The sequence below is a fragment of the Cohnella suwonensis genome, assembly GCF_042655365.1.
GTDB classification, from domain to species: Bacteria; Bacillota; Bacilli; order Paenibacillales; family Paenibacillaceae; genus Cohnella; species Cohnella suwonensis.
Window position 1 is genome coordinate 177,439 of record NZ_JBHSMH010000090.1, and the last position, 16,720, is coordinate 194,158.

The following is a 16,720-nucleotide window of genomic DNA, read 5'->3' on the forward strand; positions in this document are numbered from 1 at the left end:
CATAATCTCTCAACCTCCTAACAGAATGATGATTCCAAGATAAATTATAAGGGAGGGAATCATTATCGAACCTTGAATATAAAGTCGCGAACTAGCAGGAAATGGACGAATGAAGAGCATTGTGGACTTTATACAAACGATGAAGGAGCTGCCGCGGGTTGACGCTTACGCCGTTGCACTTGGTAAATTATTTTTGAAACCTTTTCGTTCGTCGTGTGTCATTATGATAGGAAGAAGGTGAGAGCCAATTGGAACAGATGGATCAACTAAATCAATGGGTCCGGGATTACAATGACCGGCTGCGTTATGTCGCTTACACGTATATGCGCGATCACAATAGGGCAGAGGATATTGTGCAGGAAGCAATGGTGCAAGCGTTTCTCTCGATTCGGCAGCTAAGAGAGCCTGAGCGTCCGTACCCGTGGCTGGTGCGCATCGTTATCAACCTGTGTCTGAATACGAACCGCAAATATCGGAGAGAGCAACCGACCGACCTTCTGCCTGAGCAGAGGGGTAGGAGCACGGAAGATATTTACCTGCAGCAGAGCAGGGACAAGGAAGTTTATGCGGCCATCATAGGTTTGGACGAGAAATTTCGAACGCCGATCATCTTGTATTATTTTGAGGATTTGTCGGTCAGGGAGATCGCATACGCCCTCCAGTTAAGTGAAGGCGCGGTCAAGACACGGCTGGCAAGAGGGAGAGAGCAGTTGAAATCAGAGTTTACCAGAGGGGAGTCGAATGATCTTGGAAACACGTATTCGTCAAGCAAAGCCAACCTATATATACGCTGATCCGGAGCGCACGGCAGAGGCGGTTATGGCAAGACTGAGGGAGTTGCACTCGAGCGGTCGCGTACAACCGGTCAGACGCCGCGTGCGTAGAGCAGGCTTGATCACCGCGTCTGCCGTTGTGGCGGGATTATGCATCCTCGGTTCCGGGTTCGTCAATCCGGCAATGGCCAATGCACTGAACAATTTGCCGCTGGTTGGCAGTCTGTTCGAGCAGGCAGGCGATACGGGGCTGAAGACCGCGGCCGAGCAGGGCTTGACCGCTAAGGTGAATGCCAGCCAGACGCATGACGGCGTAACCTTCAAAATCTCGGAAATGATGTACGACGGGACTCGAATGTCCATGGTACTGACCAGAGAAACGAACGATGGCGATAACCCGCCGCTGAAGGAATGGTCGGATGTTACGACCAAGGAAACGATCGCGACGTGGAAGAATCAGGGTAAAGAAGCCAGCAATATCGAACTCCGGGCGAACGGCAAGAAGCTGAATGTGACAACGGCGCTGGCTTCCGATATTTTGCACAACAATTCGTCCATATTGACGGTACAGCCGTACGTTGCGGAAACGCATACGACCTCGTTTGATTTGCCGGATTCGTTTAATCTGGAGGTCGTGATTCGGGACGCGACTATTGGGCGGTATTTTACTCTGTCATTCCCGGTCGAGAAAACAACAAGCCAGACCATCGTACTGGCATCCGCGGAGACGAAATCCTATAACGGACTGGTTATGCGAATCAAGAAGCTCGAGTTGACAGAGGCCACCTCGCAACTGGAAGTATACCTCACCGGCAAAGCGGAAGCAGAGTTGGAGGAGCTGGGGGACTCACTCATGTACGACATTCAGAATGAGCGCGGGGAATCCGCCGACATTATGGGCGGTAGCGGCAGCGCTGGAGCGGACCTCGGGAACTATGTGAACACGATCGAATTCACTCCGTTCCCTAGTCTTCCGAAGACGGTCACGGTCAAACCATTCCTCTGGAAGGGGACGGACAAGGAGTACATCCCGGAACTGGCATTCACGCTGCCGGTGAATAAATAGCCGCGGATTCGGTAACCTGCGAGCGTAATCGAATGCCGCATTAATACCGTGCTAATTATAGAAGGGACCGTTCGACGGCGACGGTCCCTTCTTCATGCGCGCCTTCAGCGCTCAGACGGAAATTTAGTTATTGACTTGGAGTTAACTCCAAGTTGTAAACTCATCAATAGATTCATAGAGAGGAGCCGAATGTACCGCATCCCGTTATGGGCAATCTAAGTTAGAATCACGACGTAACACTGGAGAAGACCATGCGGCGGTTCGGCAACGCGCGTCTGCTCGCCGGCGGCTTCACCGTCGCGCTGATCGAATAAAAATTGAAGGAGTAGATTAATCCTATGTGTAAAACCCATGTTCTTACTGTCTCGAGCGCAAAAGCGCCTTTCGAAAAGTCTACGATAGAACGCAGAGAATTACGATCCGACGACGTCTTAATCGATATCAAGTTTTGCGGGATTTGCCACTCCGATATTCACAATGCTTACGATGAATGGGGGGGCGGAATCTTTCCGATGGTACCCGGTCATGAAATGGCTGGCGTCGTAACCGCAGTCGGAACGGAAGTTAAGAAATTTGCCGTCGGCGATCGCGTAGGCGTCGGTTGCTTCGTCGACTCTTGCGGAGAGTGCGATTACTGCCTCTGCGGCGAAGAGCAATATTGTACGAAGGGCGTTGTCTTATCTTATAATTCTTATGACTACGATGGTCAACTAACATACGGAGGATACAGCCAAAAAATCGTAGTCAAGGAAGATTTCGTTGTCCGTATTCCAGACCGTTTGGATTTGGACGTTGCCAGTCCGCTATTGTGTGCAGGGATTACCACATACTCTCCTTTGAAAAAATGGAACGCCGGCCCTGGCAGGAAGGTTGCCATCGTGGGGATGGGAGGACTTGGCCATCTGGCGGTCCAATATGCGCATGCCATGGGCGCCGAAGTAACGGTCTTGAGTCAGTCCATGAATAAGAAAAACGAAGCCTTCGAATTAGGCGCGGATCATTACTTTGCCACTAGCGATCCCGCTACTTTCACGGAGTTGGCTAATCGTTTCGATCTCATCCTGAACACGGTGTCCGCAAATCTAGACGTGGATGCGTATTTATCCATGCTTGGCGTTGACGGAGCGCTCGTGAATGTCGGCGCGCCAACCGCGTCGGACAAGTACAATGTATTTTCTTTGCTCATGAAACGTCGCAGCATTGCCGGTTCGCTCGTCGGCGGCATTCAAGAAACGCAAGAGATGCTCGATTTCTCCGCCCAACACGGCATTGCTCCTAAAATCGAAGTCATTCGCGCCGACCAAGTCAACGAAGCGTATGAGCGCGTTCTCCGAAGCGATGTGCGTTATCGATTCGTAATAGACATTTCTACCTTGTAACTTAGAAGGCGAGGCGTACCCGCATGGCGATGACGATAGCAGATATAAGCAGAAAGTTTGATATTTCTCAGGATACGCTCCGCTATTATGAACGCATCGGACTCATTCCTCGCGTGATGCGCAACAAAGGCAGAATCAGGGAATATACGGAAGAAGACTGCATGTGGGTCGAATTTATCCTATGTATGCGCAATGCGGGTCTTCCGATCGAAGCGTTGATGGAGTACGTCAAGCTGTTCCAACAAGGAGACGAAACGATCGAGGCAAGAAAAGAACTCTTGAACGAACAGCGCATGAAACTCCTGGCCAGAATGGAAGTCATGAAGAATACGTTGGAACGCCTGGACTATAAAATCGCAAGTTATGAACAAACGGTAGTCGAAAAAGAAAAATCGCTAAAAAGACCAATGAAGTGACACGTTAAAACATCGGCTCGCAGCAGAACGAAACCCGCCATTTACCGGAATGGCGGGTTTCGTGCATCCGTAAAGGATAGGCTCAGACGCATTCTAGACCGGATTCAAGAAAGAGTCGCGCCATTTCCTTTTCAAATATAGGAATTTTTCGGCTGGTTGAAGAAATAGATATGAAATGACCCAACCATAAAGGGGGAGAAATGATGCCGTTTGACGTGCCGGGAAGAGCGGACGAGCACAGCACGCTGGTCGTGGACAAGTAGAATGAGAAGATCGGTGAGACATTCGACAAGTTTACGAGAAGTTTCGGAGAGAGCCGATTCATGCGGTTGGAAGCATCCTCGTTCCATAATCCCGTTCGCGCACCCATGAAATGGTTCGGAGATCCGCTTCAGCCAAGGCGCTGTATCGGCGATGAATGGACGCAAAGATTGGCCGATTGGGGAGATATCGGAAGACAAGGATTGCATCATGAATATTGCGAATATACCGTGATTCATATACCGGATTCTTCCGGGCGGCTGCGTCCCAAAAGAGTTCAAGTGACGACGGAATTGCGAGAATATTGGGTATGCGTCGCTATTCACGATCCGCACCGATTGAGCGCTATGGCCCAAGAAATTCTAGGACGGGAGCCTTCTTGGGAAGAACTTTATGGCATTAAAGATCCATTCGCATTAAACGAAAAGCAAAGAGAAATCGCCTTCTCTACCTACACGGCCGGACACGGAAACGATAATACGCTCATTAACAACAAGGTTCCGTCTCAGCCGATCGGCAAGCTGAATACGGAACAGGCGCTGTTCATGAAAAGCCCGATTAACGGGTTGGACGATCTGATGTATATCGTTGTGTTCGGCGCCAAGCCTTATGGGGTGGAAACGGACCAAGGTATCCGGCCTGCGACTCGTGATGAAATTCTTCACTATTATAAAGTGGAGTATTTGGCTTGCCATCATGCGGATCCCAATGTTGTCCTGGGAGGGCAGTCGGCCGCCTTGGAAGGGAGAACGGCGGCATTCGACAATCCGATGGGCATCTACCTTCGTTCTTTCGCCCAGCAGTTGTTCCGCTATCAGAATGCGCCAGTTCCCGATCGTTGGATTCGTTGGAGTCGAGGAATGCCGGGAATGTATCAAAGATTGGAGTTCGGTCCGGACGATGAAGAGGAGATCTACTTGGATGACATTTCTATTTGGATTGGCGCGAATAAAGAATCGTTGACTGGCGGTTACCAGCTGCTGCGGCACCTGGAAATCGGGCCTCTTGTGCTTCTAAGCGAACCAAGCGCGGTGGACGAACAAGAGTGGGTCAGGCTAAAGCCTTACAGCGGCGCCATTCATTGCGTTAAACCGGAGGATTGCCTTAGCTTCCGCAAACTAATCCTTCAATACGAAGCCGCGAAACAGCCCAATAACGGTTAAAAGGGAGTTGCGATAGAATGCCAAACTTGCAGGAGGGTATTTATTACGCTTCCGGAATGAAGCCCGGAAAGTTCTTCGCTGTTCTTTTCCTTAGTACGGTAAAGGGAACTAACGCCGTCAAAGCGGGGGAAGCTCTCGGCCGACTGTGGAAGCTCTATGAAAATTTGAAAAAAGGAATCGTGCCGGATCTGTCGGGAGAGACCGTTCCTGACGGCAGCATGACCGTTATGGCCGGATACGGTCCGAAGGCATTCGAGTTGGCAGGCTGCCGAAGAAGCATTCCATCGGCTTTACGAAGTTTCGGGCGATTCGCGGCACCCTTGAGTAAAGGGGGAGGACCTATTTTGCAAGGTTCAGGTCTATCCTTCAGACATAGGACCTCGCGCAACGCCGGAGATGAACCGTTTGTCTTTCAATTCATTGCCGATACTCCATTAGCCGTACATCGGGCGGTCGTGGAGACTTGGAAACTTCTTGAAGATTGGAAGCGGCAGAAGGGGCATTCGACTTTGAAAATGGGGAGATGCTACAGCGGATTTCAACGGGACGACCGCAGAAGCTGGATCGATTTTCACGATGGGATATCGAATATGAAAAGCGAACAGCGTTACGACGCCATCGCCGTCAAGCCGGCAGGTTACTCCGAGGAACAGTGGACGGAGGGCGGTACCTATATGACGTTCATGCGAATTCATACCGATCTGTCCAAATGGCGAAAGCTTTCCCGGCAGCAGCAAGAAATCATTATAGGCCGCGCTAAGTTATCCGGGTATCCACTTGTCGCTGTTGATCCTTCCGGCAATCCGATCGTCCAGGCGGGTTGTCCATTCACGAGCAAGAGAATAACCGATCCGGGACAGCAGGCGTATTTCGAACCGCCGAACGTATCCGATTCAAGCGCGATGAGGCACAGCCATGTCCAGTTGGCAAATCATCATCTGCAACCGATTAGCGATCCGAGTTCTCTGCGCATCTATCGGCAAGGCTACGAGTTTTTCGATGAGGTTACAGCTCCGCCGTATTTCGAGGTGGGCCTCAATTTCGTGAGCTTCCAAGATACGCCCGAGCGCGTGTTCAAATTGTTGACGCAGGGCAGTTGGCTAGGTGGTACTAATCTGGGCGGTGATCCTGCACAAGCGATTCCCGGATCCGAATCGCTTCTGTCGGTAGAAGCTGCAGGTTCCTATCTGGTGCCGCCGCTTCGAGCGGATGAGGTTTTCCCGGGCTCTACCGAACTCTTACAATAAATTCGTCCGAGCTGTTCGTTGCCGGACTCGTAGATAACCAATTCATCAATCAGTTCGTTATGATCCCGTTAATCCCGTTCTCCGGCTTGTCCGAGAAACGGATTATGCCAACGGGATTTTTTTGTAATTCTAAATTGACAACTTTAATCGTAATTATTACAATTAAACCCGAAGGTCGTATCCTTGATTGTAAATATAGGAGGTAAAGCATGAAGAGAAGATTAGGATTATCCATGTTTATGGTGTTGGCAATCGCGTTAAGCGGCTGTTCAAATGAGGAGAAAATTCAACCGACGGAGCCTTCATCCGATACTTCCTCCGATGAAATCGTCGTATCGATAAAGGGCGAGCCGGCCAAGGGCTTTGATCCGGCCTTTGACTGGCCAGGTTTGGGAGAAGCATTGTTTCAAAGCAAGCTGGTCGTCTTTGATAAAGAGATGAATTTGGTCAACGATCTAGCATCAGAGAGAACAGTTAGTAAGGACGGTAAAGAGGTAACGGTCAAGCTGAGGGAAGATGTGCATTACTCGGACGGAGAAAAGCTTACGGCCGGCGATGTGGTGTTCACTTTCGAGAAAGTGAGGGAAACGACCTCGTATATCGATCTTTCCAATGTAAAACAGGTCATCGCCGAAGACGACTATACCGTGCAATTTATACTCGAGCATCCGGATTCCACGTTCGAATATACATTAACCCGAATTGCGATTATTCCGGAGCATGCGTACGGCGACAATTATGCTCAGAATCCGATAGGTTCCGGCCCATACAAGTTTGTAGAGTGGCAAAAAGGGCAGAAGCTCATCATTGAAGCAAACCCGCTGTATTACGGGAAAAAGCCGAATATCAAAAAAGTAACCTTCTTATATCTGGATATGGACGCCAGCTTTGCCGGAGCGAAGAGGGGAGAAATCGATATCGCTCGAGTAAGCATGGATTATATCGGGCAGGAAATACCTGGTTATACCCAGAGAAGCATAGAAACGATGGATATTGTCTCTTTGAGCTTGCCTACTGTTAAGAGAGGCGCCTACGAAATGGAAGGAACACCGATTGGGAATGACGTAACATCCGATCGAGCGATCCGAAGAGCACTCTCCTATGGAATGGATCGGGAAGGGATAAGCCGAAATGCCTTAAACGGCGGAGCGCGCCCGGTTTATTCGCATAATCCGGGAATGCCTTGGGATAATGAGGCGAATAACATGAAGAACGCGGATGTGGAAACGGCAAAGAAAATTCTCCAAGAAGGCGGTTGGGCGGATACGGACAATGACGGTATTGTCGAGAAGAACGGGCAGAAAGCAGAGTTCACGCTTTTATATACTCCCGGAGAAGTGGAGAGACAGGCCGTCGTATTAGGCGTTCAGGAAAGCGCCCAGAAAATCGGGATAAAAATAAACCTCGAAGCCAAAGTATGGGATGAAATCAGTAAGCAAAAGTTGATATACAAAGAAGCGTATCTCTTCGGCAAAGGCGCCGATAGTCCATTCGAAATCTATACCAACTTCAGTTCGGACCGAATTACTAAGGGTACAACCAATTCTCCCAGCTATAAGAATGAATTCGTGGATGAATACTTGAGAAATGCCATTCAGACGACGGATCAGGAAGAAGCAATGGAAATGTGGAAGAAAGCGCAGTGGGACGGGGAGCACGGCGCCAATTCCCTTGGAGATAGTCCGTTCGTGCCTATGGTCGCTTTTCATCATACGTTCTTTATCAAAGACGGCGTAGAAATTGGAGATTTCAGACCAGCCCCCCATAGAGGCGCTTACTGGATCACGGTAGAGAATATTAAAGACTGGGTGAAGAGCCCTTCCAGATCATGAACGCCTCTCGGTTTATAGGAAATAAATTGTTGCGGTTGTTTCTTTTGTTATTTGCCGTTACTTTAGTCTGCTTCATTCTTATGAAATTTTCCCCGATTGATCCGATAGAAGCCTACATAGGCGGAGAACATGCATCCTTGCCGCCGGAGCAAATCGAGCATCTGCGAGAGTACTGGGGACTTAACGACAGCTTTGCCATGCGTTACGTGAAGTGGATCAGGGGACTGCTGAGCGGCAATATGGGGACCAGCATTGTATACAATCAGCCGGTTAAGGACGTTATTATGGAGAAATTCCAGGCCTCTCTGCTGCTCATGGGAACTGCGTGGATATTATCCGGGGTTATAGGCTTTGTTATGGGAATCGTAGGCGCGCTGAACAAAGGCAGGTTTATCGACAAAATGATCAAGATGTACTGCCTGACTTTGGCATCAGCGCCTATCTTCTGGGTGGGGATTCTTCTCCTGATTGTATTCTCGGTAAGATTAGGCTGGTTTCCTATTGGATTAAGCGCTCCGATTCATTCAACGGCCGCCGATACAAGCTGGGGAGACAGGGTCTATCATTTATTTCTTCCTTCCCTAACGTTAAGTTTGACCGGGGTAGCGAGCATCGCGCTGCATACCCGGCAGAAATTCATGGATGTGCTTGAAAGCGAATACGTCCTCTTCGCCAAAGCGAGAGGAGAGAGCAAGTGGCTTCTCGTGAAAAGGCATGGTTTAAAAAACATTCTGCTCCCGGCCATAACTCTACAGTTTGGTTCCATTGCAGAATTGTTCGGTGGTTCTACGCTCGCCGAAGGGATCTTTTCTTATCCGGGACTCGGCAAAGCGGTCGTAGAAGCCGGAACCAGGTCGGATCTGCCGTTATTGGCGGGAATCGCGCTGTTTGCCGCCGCGTTTGTCTTTGCAGGTAATTTTATCGCAAATCTATTGTATTCCTTGGTCGATCCTCGCATAAGGGAGGGATATGAACGTGAACAGTAATACCAGGGGTTACTCTATGCGGCAAAAAACCTTGTTTTACATTGGTTTCTGCATACTATTGCTCCTGACCATTCTATTTTCCGGAAACCTCATAACGGATGGCGCATTGAGGGTCAATTTTATCGATAAAAACCTTCAACCGTCGTTCAATCATATTTTCGGGACGGACTGGTTCGGACGGGATATGTTTCTGCGTACCCTGAAAGGCCTTTCTCTCAGCATTATCATAGGAGCTTTATCTACGATTGGGAGCGGACTCATTGCCATCATGATGGGAACGGCAGCTGCTATAGGCGGTAAAAGAATCGATTTCATTATCAATTGGCTGATTGATGTCGTTATGGGAGTGCCAATGCTCATTTTTCTGATTTTGATCTCTTTTAGTTTCGGCAAAGGGCCTCAAGGGATCATCATCGGTATGATCCTTACGCATTGGACCTATCTCGCTAGAGTTATCAGGGCGGAAGTATTGCAGATGAAGTTCAGCCAATATGTAATTGCATCAAGAAGCGTTGGAAAAAGCAATGGATATATTGTACGACATCATATACTTCCCCATGTATATCCGCAATTTCTGGTGGGGTTGATCCTCATGTTTCCGCATACCATTCTGCACGAGGCCTCTCTGACCTTTCTTGGATTCGGCTTGTCCCCACATCAACCGGGTATCGGAGTGATCTTGTCGGAATCTCTCAATTATTTAAGCACGGGTCAATGGTGGATTGCTCTTATGCCAGGCTTGTCTTTGCTGGTCATTGTCAGACTGTTTGATCTCTTGGGAGAAAGCATACAGGCTCTCTATAATCCATACAAGGCTCACGAATAGGAGAGATAGCGTGGAACAACAAACACCTCTTTTGGAAGTGAAGAACTTTAGCGTGAGCTTTAAGCAATACGGGAAAGGCTTGAAGCAGAACGTTACCCAAGTGATTTCCAACTTCACTCTGGATTTGTATCCAGGCGAGATCATGGCCATCGTCGGAGCCAGCGGCTCTGGAAAAAGCCTGCTCGCTCATGCGATTCTTGGAATTCTGCCCTCCAATGCCTACATCAATGGAAGTATCAAATATAAAGGCGAAGAACTCACCCAGAAGGATAAAGAACAACTGAGGGGGAAGGAGATCTCTCTTATCCCTCAGTCTGTGGGTTATCTGGATCCTCTTATGAAGACGGGCAAACAGATCGATAGTCCCCTAAAGAGCGTAAAAAGTACCGTCAAGAGTATTATGAGTCGTTTTCACATGGCGGACGGTGTAAAGAACAAATACCCGTTCCAATTATCGGGAGGCATGGCGAGAAGGGTTCTTATCGGCACCGCGTTAACATCGGGAGCCCATCTAATCATTGCGGATGAACCCACTCCGGGCTTGCATAAATCTATGGTTGACGAGACGTTGAGCACCTTGAAGGAATTGGCTGGCAATGGTCGAGGCGTTCTGATGATTACCCATGATATCGATCTTGCCTTTATTATCGCGGACAAGATCGCGGTGTTTAACAAAGGGAGATCGGTCGAGGTGGTGGATGCCAAGGCATTCGAGGCTTCTCCGGACTATGTGAAGCACCCTTATAGCAAAGCGCTGTGGCATGCTTTGCCGCAAAACGGATTTCATTCTATCCGGAGTAAGGATTACGGAGATGATATTGATGCCATACAGGACGCGCAAGGCGGTGAAGCATGATGCTGGAGGCAAAACGTATTCATTATAGATACAACAGAAGCAAAGAATGGGTATTGGAAGACATTTCCCTCGAAGTCAACGCAGGTGAAACGGTGGGCTTAGTTGGAAACAGCGGACGCGGTAAGAGCACGCTAGGCAAAATATTTGCCGGACAAATCGAAGGGTACGAAGGAGAAGTCATGCTGGATGGCAAGCCTATTCCGAGGGGAGTCTATTGTCCGGTTCAACTGATTTATCAACATCCCGAGCTTGCCGTAAATCCAAAATGGAAGTTGGGCAAGACGTTAGCGGAAGCGGGAGAGTATGACGATGGACTCAGAAAGGAAATGGGAATCCGGGAACAATTTCTGAACCGCTGGCCTAATGAACTTTCGGGCGGGGAGCTTCAAAGGATTTGCGTGATGAGAGCTTTGAAGCCGCAAACGCGTTATATCATTGCGGATGAAATCAGCACGATGCTGGATGCGATCACTCAATCCCAAATATGGAACATTGTCCTCGACTATGCAAAGCGGAACAACATTGGCATTCTAGTCATTACCCATAACGAGAATTTGGCCAAAGTGATTTGCAGCAGAATCATCCATTTGCACTAGGAGAGTTGGGATTCGGTTCCCGGCGTCGCCGACTCAAGAATACTAAGAACAATGAAATTACCGTGAGAATAATCCCAAGCGCTCGCAAACCCCCGGCGCTGAACTGATCTCCCATTACGATGCCTATTAACAATGAAGAGAGAATAGTTCCCAGGTATCTGGATGTATTAAATATTCCGGATGCTACGCCGATGATTTCTTTTGGAGAATTGTTGAACAGGGCCGCCTGCAAACCGACATTGTTCAGTCCGTTACTAATACCGAATGCCGCTAAAGCCAAACACACGCTGATAACAGGTGAATTTTGATTCAAAGTCACGATCCAAACCGACCCAAATGTCATTAGAATCGCGGATACGAGCAATGCGGGTCGAGGTCCCGATTTGTCGATCCATCGTCCCGCTATTGGAGAAACAATGAGCGAGCACAAGCCTAAGCTTAGCATGAGAATCCCCGTATGGAATTCGCTGACATGACGTACCGTTTGCAAGTAGGACGGAAGCCCGAAAAAGAGCGAGTAAAAAAGTACGTTAACGAGCATGAATTCGACATTAATCCAAGTCATCGCAGGATATTTGGCGAATGCGCGCAAAGGAATAAACGGTGACGTCGCTCTTAACTCATGTCGTACGAAAGCCGCAAGTAGCACGAGGCCTATTAGCCCGACAACGACATACCCGGATGAGACATGCCCGGATGATTTGGCTGACAGTAATCCGACGAGCAGGGCAACGAGACCCGCTGCGAAGAGCAGAATTCCTGATGCATCGATCAAATTCAACCATTTTCGAATGCTCATGTTACGTGCGACTGAAGTAGGCGGTTCGTCCTTAGGGATCGTCCTCCATGATAAAAGAAAGCTCGCCACCATGAACGGAATATTGACGAAAAAGATCGCAGACCAATCCCACCAGTGAATCAAGACCCCGCCAATAAAGGGGCCAATTGCTGCCGCACCGGATAGGAATATGGACAATACAGATATTGCGGTCGCTTGTTTCTCCGTAATATGAATTCGCACGAGAGCCATGCCAACCGCAACCATCATGCTTGTTCCGATAGATTGCACAATGCGGAACACGATGAGCCACCCAAAATTCGGTGATAGCGGAGCAAAAAACGATGCAACGAAGGCGACGACAAGGCCGGTAAGAAATATTTTCTTGCGCCCGAATAAATCGCTGGCCTTTCCCATGACAGGTTGAGCGATAGCGCTCGCAATGTAGAAGGAAAAAATAATCCAGGAAACAACGGTAAAGTCAAGGCGGTACACATGTTGCAGCCTTGGAATTGCAACAGAAATCATTGAAGAATTTAATGGGTTCAATAGTACCCCCAGTCCAACGGAAATCATCAACCGCCTGCTGCGAACATCCATTTTTGGTCCTCCCCAAAGCGTCATGATGTCATCGTACCCGAATACATACATTCATTCCAACGCATTTGATGTTATAATTTCATTGACATGAAGGAATGATTGGATGGAAGTGGAGGGGACAAAATGGAGCTTCTTCAGCTTCAATATTTTCTTGCGGTAGCTCGGGTGGAACATGTGACCGAAGCCGCGCGGAGTCTGCATGTAACGCAATCGTCGCTAAGCAAAACGATTCAACGTTTGGAGGAAGATCTAGGGGTTCCTCTATTCGATCGAATAGGGAGGAAGCTGCGATTGAATGAGTTCGGAAGCAGCTTCCTTCGCCGTGCGGAGAGGGCTTTGTTCGAATTGGAACAGGGGAAGCAGGAGCTTAGCGATTTGTCCAGCCCGGAACAAGGCACAATCGAGTTGGCGGTGACCAACGCAAGCACATTGCCGAATATCCTTCGAGAGTTTCGGAAAAAGCGGCCCCATATTCAATTTCATGTGCAAATGCTGACTACGCAGGAGATGGATACGCTTCTTCATCGTGGAGAGGTCGATTTCTGCTTGTCCTCGCCTCCTATGCAAGGGGATGACATCGAATGTCAAATCGTGTTCATCGACCCTATCCTCGTAGCGGTTCCGGAGGGGCATCGGTTGGCAGACCGAAGCAGCGTAACCTTGACAGAACTTAAGGATGAATGGTTTGTCGGCGTAAAGAAAGGCTACCGTACTCGCGATTTAGTAGATTACGTATGCGAATCGGCTGGATTTGCACCCAAATATGCGTACGAAGGAAATGAGCCTACCAGGCTAAGCGCTCTTGTGGAAGCCGAGATCGGCATCGCCTTCATTCCGAGCACGGCAATGAATTCACGGGAACGTATCAAATATCTCCAAGTAGAGAATCACGAATTGGTACGGGAGATCGCTTTATTATGGCATAGGAGTCGGTACTTTTCGCGGGCTGCTCTGGAATTCCGCGAGGTCGTCGTAGAATATTTCGAGGCGCTATCCAAACAGACAAAATCGTAGAATTGTAATTCAATCATCGTTGCTATTGTCTATTGATGTCGCATGAAAGCAACTTTGGTCCCAGTTTGTCATATGGCGGTAATGTTGGTAATTAATGATGTCGGACACTGTTCATGTTACATCCCGAAACGGTACATTTTCATTGTCGAGAAGAAAGCGGGAGGAACAATAGGCACAAGCTTCCTGTTCCTCTTTCTCGCAAACATTCCGTAAAGGGGACCATGATGATGTCAAGCAAACAAGAACCGATGATCAAGCTTCAGCCCGGCGGCACAGCTCCTATTCTCAGCTACAATGTGCCGGAACCAACCTCGTACAGCGGACGGAATTTTATCGATCTGCAATTTCCGGACAATTACTTTACCCCTAGCACAAGCGCAAGCTCGTTCAGCGCTAAGGCTGCCGAGGGAGACTCGTCTTCTGCAATGGCTTCGCTAGCCGTGCCGGAGGGGGCGAGCGCAGTCAAGGCGCTGAACGCGCTCGCCTCCATTTCCCCTGAAGAAAGATTAAGCCCGAGCTTGGCGAAACTCACCGATGACGAAGTGCTCCGCATGGAAGCGGCAGGCAAGAAGCTGAATCTGTACAAATCGATGACCGGCGCGCTTACCTACAACTTCATTGACGCCTCGATCGGCAATGAGCTTACGTTCTCCGCGGGAGCGCAGCCAACGGACGAGACAAGCTTTGCAAGTCTAGCAGCCGCGGAACCCGTTCCGACGATGTTGCCTATTGACGATGGCGGTGGCGGCGACCTCCCTGATCCGATCGTTATCTCGGTCGACATTACGTCGCCTGCCGCGAATGCGACGATTAACGGCCCGCATACCGGAGCGGTGTTCAACATCCACGGTTTCGCCTCTAACACCGGCGACGGGAATATCTCCAATGTGCAAGTAAAGATAGGCGCAGGCTCGTATCAGAATGCGCAGTTAAACGACGACGGCAGTTGGGTATTCCCGAACGCAACCGTAACCGTTGCCGGTACAATCCCGATCTACGCTAAAGCGTATCACTCCTTTGGAACAAAAAACGCGACCCGTTCAATCAACGTCAACGTGACGATCGCCGAGGCTCCGGACGTAACACTGCCGACACTCGCGGTTACCGCTCCGGCGCCAGGAAAATTTTTCTCGACGAACGGCGCACCAACGGTCAGCATTAACGTCGAAGGAACGGCCTCCGACAATAGATCGCTTTCCAAAGTCGAAATTTCGTTGAACAACGGCGCTTTCGTCATGGCCGAAAGCACCAACGGCTGGGCGAATTGGAAGAAGTCGCTGTCGGTCGCGCCCGGTAACCATTCTTTTGCGGTGAAATGCACCGACGGAGCCGGCAACGTCGCGACGACAAGCCAAACGTTCGTCGTCGACGCGACTCCGCCTAGCTTGAACATTACAGCTCCGCTGCAAAACGCGCAGATCGCCGGCACGAATTCAAAAGGCGTGTTCATCGAAGTGACGGGTACGGCTTCGGATGCAGGCGGCATCAAGCAAGTCGAGGTGTCCCTCGATCTGAATCCGATGTTCATGCGCGCTACCGAGAAAGCGCCAAAAGACTGGTCGACGTGGAAGGCGTCGATTCCCGTAACCGAGCCGGGCATTCATATTATCACTGTGCGTTGTACGGACCTCGCGGACAATTATATCGAGAAGACGGTATCGGTGAACGTGACGATCCTGCCCGAAGTCAGCTCCAGGCTGAAGAGAATCATTTTGGTCGAATCGTATAGGCTTTCTTCCTTCCTTGGCAATTACGGCGCTAGCCGCACGCTCAAGACGTTCTCCTTGCTCCCCGGCGAGAAGTCGAAAATCAGCATTCGCTCCTATACTCAGAAGGAAGAGACCTTCAAATCCGCTTCGACGATCGTCGATTCCGTGACGGACGAAATCGCCGACGAGTTCGAGAAATCTATGGGCAACGAGCAGACGGATAAGAAAAATTACGACGAGAGCTTCAAATATAGCGTGAGCGCTGAAGCCGGCGCAAGCTGGGGGTGGGGCAGCGCTTCGGTGAGCGCAAACGCAAGCGGAGGGACGAACGCGGCCCGCGAGCAGTTCGCGCGCAACATCGCGAACAGCACGCATAAACACATTGCCAAGGCATCTTCGCGCCGCTCCATGGAGGTCAACACGAGCTACGAAGTGAAAACGACGTCAGGCGAAGAGACTTCGATCGTTCGCGAAATCGAGAATATCAACGTCGGCCGCTCGCTCAACTTCGTTTTCCGCCAAATGAACCAAGAGTTCATTACGCTTCTCCATCTCGTCGATTTGCGCATCGGATATTTCAAGGTAGACATCGTGAACGGCGTGGATACTCCTACGTATAAGGAAGTAACGCTGCCGCAGCTTGATGCGCTTCTCTCGGAAATTATCGTGTCCGATAAGCTCAACGAGGTTCGTAATTCGATTATTAATCAATTGATGAATATTTTCGATTACCAAGACCGCCATCACCGGTTCGTAGAAGATAAGCCGTTCAAGGACGCGAACGGCAACGACATTCCGAACACCAACTACTTGCGGGTCAAGAAGGAATACGTTTCCGCTTACAACGACGAAGCTAGCGGAACGAGCATTTCCGTGCCTGGCATCATTTTGGCCGCGAACCGTCATGTACTGCGGACAGAAGGCGTCATCGTTGAGGCGCTCCTTGGGCAAGGCGAAGCGCTCGACCACTATTCGCGTGGCTTGCAAACGGAAACCGTCCGCGAGAAGGCGCTGAAGAACGAACTGCTCGAACGGGAGATCAAAATGAAGGAAATGGCGCTCGATATTCTTGAATCGCGCGACGAATTGGCCGCCAAGCTCTACGGTATGATCAATCTACCGCCTGTCGCCGAGCAAGATGAAGAGGAAGTCGCGAGCGGCGCAGCTACCGGCAGCAGCGGCGTACTAGCCGGGCTGAGAACCTAAGAGACGAGTCAG

Annotated in this window: 14 protein-coding genes; 13 read left to right on the forward strand and 1 reads right to left on the reverse strand. The window is 49.8% G+C overall.

What is annotated here, in order from left to right:
• The first annotated feature begins 257 nt into the window (after positions 1-257).
• From ACFPPD_RS21180 to ACFPPD_RS21230, 11 genes are all read left to right on the forward strand, one after another.
• Positions 258-794, forward strand: a complete 537-nt coding sequence (locus tag ACFPPD_RS21180; protein ID WP_378083249.1) for an RNA polymerase sigma factor — start codon at positions 258-260, stop codon at positions 792-794.
• Positions 748-1,839, forward strand: coding sequence for a DUF4179 domain-containing protein (locus ACFPPD_RS21185; protein WP_209746257.1), 1,092 nt, complete (start codon positions 748-750; stop codon positions 1,837-1,839). The genes ACFPPD_RS21180 and ACFPPD_RS21185 overlap by 47 nt, the downstream gene beginning before the upstream one ends.
• Positions 1,840-2,177: 338 nt before the next feature.
• Positions 2,178-3,218 (forward strand): NAD(P)-dependent alcohol dehydrogenase, encoded by a 1,041-nt coding sequence (locus ACFPPD_RS21190; RefSeq protein ID WP_209746259.1) that lies wholly within the window; start codon positions 2,178-2,180, stop codon positions 3,216-3,218.
• A gap of 29 nt (positions 3,219-3,247) precedes the next feature.
• Positions 3,248-3,634 (forward strand): MerR family transcriptional regulator, encoded by a 387-nt coding sequence (locus ACFPPD_RS21195; RefSeq protein WP_209746350.1) that lies wholly within the window; start codon positions 3,248-3,250, stop codon positions 3,632-3,634.
• A 323-nt stretch (positions 3,635-3,957) separates the two neighbouring features.
• Positions 3,958-5,058: a hypothetical protein gene (locus ACFPPD_RS21200; RefSeq protein ID WP_209746261.1), complete on the forward strand. Its 1,101-nt coding sequence runs from the start codon at positions 3,958-3,960 to the stop codon at positions 5,056-5,058.
• 17 nt (positions 5,059-5,075) lie between these two features.
• Positions 5,076-6,305, forward strand: a complete 1,230-nt coding sequence (locus ACFPPD_RS21205) for a Dyp-type peroxidase (protein WP_209746263.1) — start codon at positions 5,076-5,078, stop codon at positions 6,303-6,305.
• Positions 6,306-6,514: 209 nt separating this feature from the next.
• Positions 6,515-8,137: an ABC transporter substrate-binding protein gene (locus ACFPPD_RS21210; protein WP_209746264.1), complete on the forward strand. Its 1,623-nt coding sequence runs from the start codon at positions 6,515-6,517 to the stop codon at positions 8,135-8,137.
• Complete coding sequence (locus tag ACFPPD_RS21215; protein ID WP_209746266.1) at positions 8,134-9,123, forward strand: ABC transporter permease; 990 nt, start codon at positions 8,134-8,136, stop codon at positions 9,121-9,123. Before ACFPPD_RS21210 ends, ACFPPD_RS21215 begins: the two co-directional genes overlap by 4 nt.
• Entirely contained in the window at positions 9,113-9,949 is an 837-nt protein-coding gene (locus tag ACFPPD_RS21220) for an ABC transporter permease (RefSeq protein ID WP_378083210.1), read from the forward strand. The genes ACFPPD_RS21215 and ACFPPD_RS21220 overlap by 11 nt, the downstream gene beginning before the upstream one ends.
• 10 nt (positions 9,950-9,959) lie before the next feature.
• A complete protein-coding gene (locus ACFPPD_RS21225) occupies positions 9,960-10,805 on the forward strand; it encodes an ATP-binding cassette domain-containing protein (protein WP_209746269.1) in 846 nt (281 codons plus the stop codon).
• Positions 10,802-11,401 (forward strand): ABC transporter ATP-binding protein, encoded by a 600-nt coding sequence (locus tag ACFPPD_RS21230; protein WP_209746271.1) that lies wholly within the window; start codon positions 10,802-10,804, stop codon positions 11,399-11,401. The genes ACFPPD_RS21225 and ACFPPD_RS21230 overlap by 4 nt, the downstream gene beginning before the upstream one ends.
• On the opposite strand, the gene ACFPPD_RS21235 is transcribed toward ACFPPD_RS21230, so the two are convergent.
• The gene (locus ACFPPD_RS21235) at positions 11,385-12,779 is read right to left on the reverse strand and encodes an MFS transporter (RefSeq protein ID WP_209746273.1); all 1,395 of its coding nucleotides are present in this window, start codon (positions 12,777-12,779) and stop codon (positions 11,385-11,387) included. The genes ACFPPD_RS21230 and ACFPPD_RS21235 overlap by 17 nt on opposite strands.
• 123 nt (positions 12,780-12,902) lie before the next feature.
• On the opposite strand from ACFPPD_RS21235, the gene ACFPPD_RS21240 reads away from it, so the two are divergent.
• Both ACFPPD_RS21240 and ACFPPD_RS21245 read left to right on the forward strand, forming a co-directional pair.
• Positions 12,903-13,793 carry a LysR family transcriptional regulator gene (locus ACFPPD_RS21240; protein ID WP_209746275.1) on the forward strand — a complete coding sequence of 297 codons (891 nt, stop codon included), beginning with the start codon at positions 12,903-12,905 and terminating at the stop codon, positions 13,791-13,793.
• Positions 13,794-14,020: 227 nt separating this feature from the next.
• Positions 14,021-16,708, forward strand: a complete 2,688-nt coding sequence (locus ACFPPD_RS21245) for an Ig-like domain-containing protein (protein ID WP_209746277.1) — start codon at positions 14,021-14,023, stop codon at positions 16,706-16,708.
• The last annotated feature ends 12 nt before the right edge of the window (positions 16,709-16,720 follow it).